Source organism: Pseudomonas sp. 18.1.10, assembly GCF_024655625.1.
Classification (GTDB): Bacteria; Pseudomonadota; Gammaproteobacteria; order Pseudomonadales; family Pseudomonadaceae; genus Aquipseudomonas.
This window is the reverse complement of the sequence record NZ_JANLGL010000237.1, coordinates 1-7,784: the sequence shown is the minus strand read 5'-3', so window position 1 is coordinate 7,784 and position 7,784 is coordinate 1. Positions and strand designations below refer to the sequence as shown.

Below are 7,784 nucleotides of genomic sequence, written 5' to 3'. Positions count from 1 at the left end.
CACATTTGACCGCATTCCACAGTTGGAACACGGTCGAATGTGGGAGCGGGCTTGCTCGCGAATGCGGTAGATCAGGTGCCGACCGCCACCAGGCTCAACAACTGCCCATCCGCCACCACAAACTGCCCCATCAGCTCCGTGCCATAACCCCATTCACGGGACAGATCCGTCAGCAAGCGCAAGCGCACAGCCCCCGACTCATGCCACTCCACCACCTCGGCATGCTCAAAATAAAAGCGCTTCTGCACAATCGGGTAGAGCGCCTTGAACAAACTCTCCTTGGCCGAAAACGTCAGCGTCACCAGCAACGCGTGCTGTTCACGCGGCACCTCGGCCATGCGCGTGAGCTCGGCGGCCGTGAGTATTTCCCCCGCCAGGCGCTCCGCGCGGTCCAGCGGCATCACATTCTCCAGGTCCATGCCCAGCCCGCGCCATTGCGCCTTGTGCCCGACAATCGCCGCCGCATGCCCGGTGCTGTGGGTGATGGAGCCGCTGATATGCCCAGGCCACACCGGTGCGCGGTCATCCCCGATGGCGGGGATGCAGTCGAGCTGATCCAGTTGTTGCAACGCCGCCCGCGCGCACAGGCGACCGGCCAGGAATTCGGCCTGGCGCTTGGCCACTGAGCGCTGGATGCTCGGCGGTGGCGGCACGGCGCTGCGTTGGAAGTCGCCATCGGCCAGCAAGGCCGGGTCGAAACGGGTGCTGAGCAGCACCGTGCCGGGCAAGGGTTCGGGCAGCGGCCAGTGGGCGTCGAGTGGGGTGCAGCAAGCGGGTAGGCGAGTCATGGGCGCTATTTTGCCGAGTTGATAGGCCAGAGGATAGCCCGCTGTTCAGGGGGAGTTCAGGGGCGCCTGCGTAGTCTGGCTTCAACAGCCAAACGCGTAGAGGTAAGCACCGTGACTGCGATGAAAAAGCTGATGTTGGCGTTAACCATGCTCAGTGCCACCTCCGGGGCCCAGGCCGTCGATGGCTTCTTTCCGGCATTTGGCAGCGAGAAGACCAAGAAATCCAGCACGCTGATCCAGCGTGTCAGCGTCGAAAACGCCGGTAGCCAGCCCACGCCGTGGGGCCAGTCCCTGGGCTTTAACGCCCCACAGCCGGCCTATCGCACCGGCTACGCACACCTGGTTGGCCACTACAATGGCACTAAACTGCGCCCGCAAGACCTGCAGGGCCGCTATGATATCCCTCTGTCGGACAGTTGATTTGCTTTGGAGAGCCTTATGAAATTGCTGGTGGTGGAAGATGAGGCGCTGCTGCGTCATCACCTGTTGACCCGCCTGACCGACAGCGGACACGTGGTTGAAGCCGTGGCCAATGCCGAAGAGGCGCTGTACCAGACCGGCCAATTCAACCACGACCTGGCGATCATCGACCTGGGCCTGCCCGGCATGGGCGGCCTGGACCTGATCCGCCAGTTGCGCACCCAGGCCAAGACCTTTCCGATCCTGATCCTCACCGCGCGCGGCAACTGGCAGGACAAGGTCGAAGGCCTCGCCGCCGGCGCCGACGACTACGTGGTCAAGCCGTTCCAGTTCGAAGAGCTGGAAGCGCGCATGAACGCCTTGCTGCGCCGCTCCAGCGGGTTTACCCAGTCCACCATCGTGGCCGGGCCGTTGATGCTCGACCTCAACCGCAAGCAGGCGTCCCTCGACGAGCAACCGCTGGCGCTGACGGCCTACGAATACCGCATCCTCGAATACCTCATGCGTCATCACCAGCAGGTGGTCGCCAAGGACCGCCTGATGGAGCAGCTCTATCCCGATGACGACGAGCGTGATCCAAACGTCATTGAAGTGTTGGTCGGGCGCCTGCGCCGCAAACTGGAGGGCCCGGCGGGGTTCAAGCCGATCGACACCGTGCGCGGCCTGGGCTACCTGTTCAATGAGCGCTGCCGTTGATTCGCTCGCTACGCGTGCGCCTGATGCTGGCGGCCGCCACCCTGGCCGTGCTGTTTATGCTCGGCCTGCTGCCGGCCATGCAAGGCGCGTTCAGCCTGGCGTTGCAGGATTCCATCGAGCAGCGCCTGGCGTCGGACGTCACTACGCTAATCTCGGCCGCCCGCGTGGAAAACAACCGCCTGCTGATGCCGGCGCAGTTGCCCGACGAACGTTTCAACCTCACTGACAGCCGCCTGCTCGGTTATATCTACGACCGCGAAGGCCACTTGGTGTGGCGCTCGCGGGCGACCAAGGAAGAAAACATCAACTACAAGCCGCGCTACGACGGGCGCGGCAATGAGTTTGCGCGGATTCGCGAGGCCAATGGCCAGGAATTCTTTGTCTATGACGTGGAGGTCAAGCTGCTCGGCGGCAAGAGCGCGGCGTTCAGTATCGTCGCCCTGCAGCCGGTGCGTGAGTACCAGCTGACCCTCGAAGGCCTGCGGGAAAACCTCTACCTGGGGTTCGGCGCGGCCTTGCTGGTGCTGCTGACGTTGCTGTGGCTGGGCCTGACCTGGGGCCTGCAAGCCTTGCGGCGCTTGAGCCAGGAGCTGGACCAGATCGAAGGCGGCACCCGCGAGAGCCTCTCCGAAGAACACCCGCGTGAATTGCTGCGCCTCACTGGCTCCCTCAACCGCTTGCTCGCCAGCGAGCGCGAGCAACGGGCGCGTTATCGCGATTCCCTGGATGACCTGGCCCACAGCCTGAAAACCCCGCTCGCCGTGTTGCAGGGCGTCAGCGAAGACATGGCCCAGCGCCCCGAAGACCGCGATCAGGCCTGGGTGCTGCAATCGCAGATCGAGCGCATGAGCCAGCAGATCAGCTATCAATTGCAGCGCGCCAGCCTGCGCAAAAGCGGCCTGGTGCGCCATCAGGTGCGCCTGGAACCGGTGCTGCAAAGCCTCTGCGACACGTTGGACAAGGTCTACCGCGACAAGGGTGTCACGGTGGCCTTTGACTTGCCGGACGAGTGTTATGTGCCCATCGAGAAGGGCGCCTTGCTGGAAATGCTCGGCAACCTGCTGGAAAACGCCTATCGCCTGTGTTTGCGCGAAGTGCGCATCCGCCTGGTGGAAAGCCTCGAAGGCAGTGAGTTATGCATCGAGGATGATGGGCCGGGCGTACCGCCGGACCAGCGGGCGCGGATTCTGCAACGGGGCGAGCGGTTGGACCGTCAGCATCCGGGGCAGGGGATCGGGTTGGCGGTGGTCAAGGACATCATAGAAAGCTACGGCGCGCGACTGACCTTGGGGGATTCGCCGTTGGGTGGGGCGGCGTTCAAGATTCATTTTCCGGCGGTTTGATCTTTATTGCCTGTGCTGGCCTCATCGCAGGCAAGCCAGCTCCCACACTTGAATGCATTCACACATCAAAAATGTGGGAGCGGGCTTGCCCGCGAAGAGGCCCGCCCAGCCAACACCCCTCTAACTCTCCTGCGCCCGATACGCCCCTGGCGTCACCCCCGTCCACTTCTTGAACGCCCGGTGAAACGCCGACGGCTCGGAAAACCCCAACTGCTCGGCAATCTCCTGCAACGACAAATTCGCCCGGCCCAAGTGATAGATGGCGATGTCCCGCCGCAACTCATCCTTGAGCGCCTGAAAGCTGGTGCCTTCTTCGCGCAAGTGCCGGCGCAGGGTCTGGGGGCTGATGTGCAGGTGCTGGGCAACCGCTTCCAGATCCGGCCAGGGCGTGCGGTCGCGGCTGAGCAAGCGGCGCAGTTGGCTACTCAAGCTGTCGCCTTCGTCCGGCCGCGACAGCAGGTCGGCCGGTGAGCGCTCCAGGAAGTGCTTGAGCGTGCGTTCATCCTGCAACAGCGGCAGGCTCAGGTAGCGCGCGGGAAACACCAGGCTGCTGTGCGGTGCGCCGAATTCCTGGGCGCAGGGAAACAGCAGGTCGTATTCGCTGGCATGGGCCGGCATCGGATAGCTGAACGTGGCCTGGTGCAGGCGGATGCGCTGGCCGATCAGCCAGCTGCCGAGGCGATGCCAGATCACCAGCAGGCATTCGCTGAGGAAATGATCCGGGTCCCACAGGTGTGAGTCGTCCAGGCTCAAGCGGGCCATGTCGCCTTCGCGCGTCAGCTGCCAGCGCGGGCCCTGCGGGAATAGGCTATAAAACAATAAGCCGCGTTCCAGCGCCTTCTCCAGCGTGCGGCAGTGGATCAGCGCATGGCACATCATCGCGAAGGTGCCGCGCTTGCTCGGGCCTTCGGCAAAGCCCAGGTATTCGTCATCCAGCCCCAGCCAGAGCATTTGCAGCAGCTGGGTGAATTGCTCCGGGGCAATGCGCGCGCGCGGTTCGCTCAGCAGTTCCGGGGTGATCCCCACCTGCTGCAACAGCCCCGAATAGTCGTAACCCGCCCGGCGCGCACCGCCGAGTGCGGCCCGGGCGTAGTGACTGGCGATGGTACGTTCACGCATGCGAAGGCCTCGTCCATGGAGTGGCGGATGTTAGCCACCGGCGGGTAGGGCGACAAGGCGGATATCCGCCAAATTGTAGGACGGGATTGGATGAGCGGGCGGAAATCCGCCACCTGATTCGGCACCCTGGAGGGCGCCTGAAAACCCGCAGCCCTGATGTCTAAAGGCCTTCAGGCGTTTTCAGAGAAGTGGCACGACGTTTGCGATAAGGATTACAGCGCAGGCCTGGACCTACAGGCTTCGCAAACAACAAATCCCTCCAGTGCAGGAGGGTTCGCAATTGAAGTGTCGTGGGCAATGGCGGATCTTTGCCACACGGGACGATTGAGGAATTTTGCAATGACGACTCGTCAGCCAATCTACAAATCCCTGTATTTCCAGGTGATCGTTGCCATCGTAATCGGCATTTTGCTCGGTCACTTCTACCCGGACACCGGCGTGGCCCTCAAGCCGCTGGGTGACGGGTTTATCAAACTGATCAAAATGGTCATCGCCCCGATCATCTTCTGCACCGTTGTCAGCGGCATCGCTGGCATGCAAAGCATGAAATCGGTGGGCAAGACCGGCGGCTACGCGCTGCTGTACTTCGAAATCGTTTCCACCGTAGCGCTGCTGATCGGCCTGATCGTGGTGAACGTTGTGCAACCGGGCGCCGGCATGCACATCGACGTAGCCACCCTGGATGCTTCCAAAGTCGCGGCCTACGTGACCGCCGGTAAAGACCAGAGCATCGTCGGCTTTATCCTCAACGTTATCCCGAACACCATCGTCGGCGCCTTCGCCAACGGCGACATCCTGCAAGTACTGATGTTCTCGGTGATCTTCGGTTTCGCCCTGCACCGCCTGGGTGCCTACGGCAAGCCGGTACTGGACTTCATCGATCGCTTCGCCCACGTGATGTTCAACATCATCAACATGATTATGAAGCTCGCGCCAATCGGTGCCCTGGGCGCCATGGCGTTCACCATCGGTGCCTACGGCGTTGGTTCGCTGGTGCAGTTGGGCCAGCTGATGATCTGCTTCTACATCACCTGCATCCTGTTCGTGCTGGTGGTGCTGGGCGGTATCTGCCGCGCTCACGGTTTCAGCGTAATCAAGCTGATCCGCTACATCCGTGAAGAGCTGTTGATCGTACTGGGTACTTCCTCCTCCGAATCCGCATTGCCACGCATGCTGATTAAGATGGAGCGTCTGGGCGCGAAGAAATCCGTAGTAGGCCTGGTGATTCCAACGGGCTACTCCTTCAACCTCGACGGTACCTCGATCTACCTGACCATGGCTGCCGTGTTCATCGCCCAGGCGACTGACACCCACATGGACATCACCCACCAGATCACCTTGCTGCTGGTGCTGCTGCTGTCCTCCAAAGGCGCTGCTGGCGTGACCGGTTCGGGCTTCATCGTACTGGCTGCCACCCTGTCGGCCGTAGGTCACCTGCCGGTTGCCGGTTTGGCGCTGATCCTGGGTATCGACCGCTTCATGTCCGAAGCCCGCGCACTGACCAACCTGGTGGGTAACGCCGTTGCCACCATCGTTGTGGCCAAGTGGGTCAAGGAACTGGACACCGACAAGCTGCAAAGCGAGCTGGCGTCAGGCGGTACCGGTATCTCGGAAACCCGCGAACTGGACGACCTGGGCGTGGCCGAAGGCCCTGCACCGACTGTCAAGTAAGGCGCTGATGGCGTGAACTGACGCCCACCGCTACGCACAAACGCCCCGACCTGTTCGGGGCGTTTGCGTTTCTGGCGGTTTTTTTGTTTTACAGTGAGTGAATCGGTTTTTTGTTGTAACGCCTGCTGGAGGTCTGATGGACAGCGTGGATCTGAATGTCTTGCGCAGCGTGCTCGAATGGCGCCGTGCCGGGCAGCGCGTGGTGTTGTACAGCGTGGTGCAGACCTGGGGCAGCGCACCGCGCCCACCGGGGGCGATGCTGGCCTTGCGCGGCGACGGGGTGGTGATCGGCTCGGTGTCCGGTGGTTGCATCGAGGATGACTTGATCGCCCGGCTGTACGACGGCCGACTGGCCGATGATGGGCCGCCCGTGCAATTGGTGACCTACGGTGTCACCCGCGATGAGGCGGCGCGCTTTGGCCTGCCGTGCGGCGGCACCCTGCGCCTGACCGAGGAGCGGGTGATTGAATGGGCGTGGGTGGCAGAGCTGCTGGCACGTTGCGAGGATCATCAGATGGTCGCGCGTGAGCTGAACCTGGCCACCGGCGAGGTGACGCTGGGCGCCGCCAGCAAGGCCGATGCGCTGACGTTCGACGGCGAACGCCTGCGCGCCATCTACGGCCCGCGCTGGCGCCTGCTGCTGATCGGCGCCGGTCAGCTGTCGCGCTATGTGGCGCAAATGGCGCGGCTGCTGGATTTCGAGGTGTTGATCTGCGACCCGCGCAGCGAGTTCGTCCACGGTTGGGAAGAACAGCATGGCCGCTTTGTGCCAGGGATGCCCGACGAAGCGGTGCTGACTATCCAGACCGATGCGCGCACGGCCATCGTCTGCCTGACCCATGATCCGCGCCTGGACGATATGGCGTTGCTCACGGCGCTCGACTCCGACGCGTTTTATATCGGCGCCCTCGGGTCGCGGGTCAACAGCCAGAAGCGGCGGGAAGACCTGGCGGCGCTGGGGTTGTCGGCGCAGGCGATTGCGCGTTTGCATGGGTCGATTGGGGTGTATATCGGCAGCCATACGCCGGCTGAGATTGCCCTGTCGTTGCTGGCGCAAATCGTGGCGATCAAGAATGGTGTGGCGGCGTGACGGTCACGGCAATTGTGCTGGCGGCGGGGCAGGGGAGCCGGTTCCGGGCTGAGGCGGGTCAGGATAAGTTGCTGGCGGATTGTGTGGGCCTGGACGGTGTGACGCGGCCGGTGATCGAGCAGGTGCTGCTGAGTCTGCCGGAGCGCATTGTGCGGCGCTGGGTGGTGACCTTGCCGGAGCGGCATGAAGTCATTCGGCTGGCCGAGGCCTATGGTTGCGAGGTGCTCCTGCTGGAATCCGCAGGCATGGGTGACAGCCTGGCGGCGGCGGTTGCGGCCAGTGGCTCGGCGGATGGTTGGCTGGTGCTGCTGGGGGATATGCCGTTCATTCGGTCGTCGAGTATTGAGCGGGTGATTGATGGCGTGAAGGCCGATGGCATCTGCGTGCCGGTGCAGGCGGGGCGGTACGGGCATCCTGTGGCGTTTGGCCGGGGGCTTGGGGCAGGGTTGATGGCCTTGATGGGTGATCGTGGAGCCAAGTCACTGTTTGCGCTGGCGGCGGTGCATGAGGTTGTAGTGGATGATCCCGGAGTGCTGTGGGACGTGGACGTGCCGCAATCGTTGACCTTCAAACCAATTTAAGTGTGGAGACAGTCTTATGTGGGAGCTGGCTTGCCTGCGATAGCGGTGTATCAGTGACAGATGAGCAAGCTGACCC

8 protein-coding genes are annotated in these 7,784 nt (G+C 62.8%); 6 read left to right on the top strand and 2 right to left on the bottom strand.

Annotated features, from left to right (window positions below; all coding sequences use genetic code 11):
* Nucleotides 1–71 precede the first annotated feature (71 nt).
* A complete protein-coding gene (locus NUV89_RS25590; RefSeq protein ID WP_257783507.1) occupies nucleotides 72–788 on the bottom strand; it encodes a 4'-phosphopantetheinyl transferase in 717 nt (238 codons plus the stop codon).
* A gap of 111 nt (nucleotides 789–899) precedes the next feature.
* On the opposite strand from NUV89_RS25590, the gene NUV89_RS25585 reads away from it, so the two are divergent.
* From NUV89_RS25585 to NUV89_RS25575, 3 genes are read left to right on the top strand one after another with little or no spacing between them, the layout of a single operon-like run.
* Complete coding sequence (locus tag NUV89_RS25585) at nucleotides 900–1,208, top strand: hypothetical protein (protein WP_257783506.1); 309 nt, start codon at nucleotides 900–902, stop codon at nucleotides 1,206–1,208.
* A gap of 18 nt (nucleotides 1,209–1,226) precedes the next feature.
* Nucleotides 1,227–1,904, top strand: a complete 678-nt coding sequence (locus tag NUV89_RS25580; RefSeq protein WP_207046425.1) for a response regulator transcription factor — start codon at nucleotides 1,227–1,229, stop codon at nucleotides 1,902–1,904.
* Nucleotides 1,901–3,247: an ATP-binding protein gene (locus NUV89_RS25575; protein WP_257783505.1), complete on the top strand. Its 1,347-nt coding sequence runs from the start codon at nucleotides 1,901–1,903 to the stop codon at nucleotides 3,245–3,247. Before NUV89_RS25580 ends, NUV89_RS25575 begins: the two co-directional genes overlap by 4 nt.
* A gap of 120 nt (nucleotides 3,248–3,367) precedes the next feature.
* On the opposite strand, the gene NUV89_RS25570 is transcribed toward NUV89_RS25575, so the two are convergent.
* Nucleotides 3,368–4,366, bottom strand: a complete 999-nt coding sequence (locus NUV89_RS25570) for an AraC family transcriptional regulator (protein WP_257783504.1) — start codon at nucleotides 4,364–4,366, stop codon at nucleotides 3,368–3,370.
* 339 nt (nucleotides 4,367–4,705) lie between these two features.
* Between NUV89_RS25570 and NUV89_RS25565 the strand changes: the two genes are divergently transcribed.
* The 3 genes from NUV89_RS25565 to NUV89_RS25555 all read left to right on the top strand — a co-directional run bounded on the left by NUV89_RS25565 (nucleotide 4,706) and on the right by NUV89_RS25555 (nucleotide 7,708).
* Nucleotides 4,706–6,037: a dicarboxylate/amino acid:cation symporter gene (locus NUV89_RS25565; RefSeq protein ID WP_017738180.1), complete on the top strand. Its 1,332-nt coding sequence runs from the start codon at nucleotides 4,706–4,708 to the stop codon at nucleotides 6,035–6,037.
* 136 nt (nucleotides 6,038–6,173) lie between these two features.
* Complete coding sequence (locus NUV89_RS25560; RefSeq protein ID WP_257783503.1) at nucleotides 6,174–7,127, top strand: XdhC family protein; 954 nt, start codon at nucleotides 6,174–6,176, stop codon at nucleotides 7,125–7,127.
* Nucleotides 7,124–7,708, top strand: a complete 585-nt coding sequence (locus NUV89_RS25555; RefSeq protein ID WP_257783502.1) for an NTP transferase domain-containing protein — start codon at nucleotides 7,124–7,126, stop codon at nucleotides 7,706–7,708. The genes NUV89_RS25560 and NUV89_RS25555 overlap by 4 nt, the downstream gene beginning before the upstream one ends.
* Nucleotides 7,709–7,784 lie beyond the last annotated feature (76 nt).

Excerpts from the sequence above, each read along its gene's own strand:
- NUV89_RS25590 (WP_257783507.1), bottom strand. The coding sequence starts at position 788 with ATGACTCGCCTACCCGCTTGCTGCACCCCACTCGACGCCCACTGGCCG.
- NUV89_RS25580 (WP_207046425.1), top strand. The coding sequence starts at position 1,227 with ATGAAATTGCTGGTGGTGGAAGATGAGGCGCTGCTGCGTCATCACCTG.
- NUV89_RS25570 (WP_257783504.1), bottom strand. The coding sequence starts at position 4,366 with ATGCGTGAACGTACCATCGCCAGTCACTACGCCCGGGCCGCACTCGGC.
- NUV89_RS25565 (WP_017738180.1), top strand. The coding sequence starts at position 4,706 with ATGACGACTCGTCAGCCAATCTACAAATCCCTGTATTTCCAGGTGATC.
- NUV89_RS25560 (WP_257783503.1), top strand. The coding sequence starts at position 6,174 with ATGGACAGCGTGGATCTGAATGTCTTGCGCAGCGTGCTCGAATGGCGC.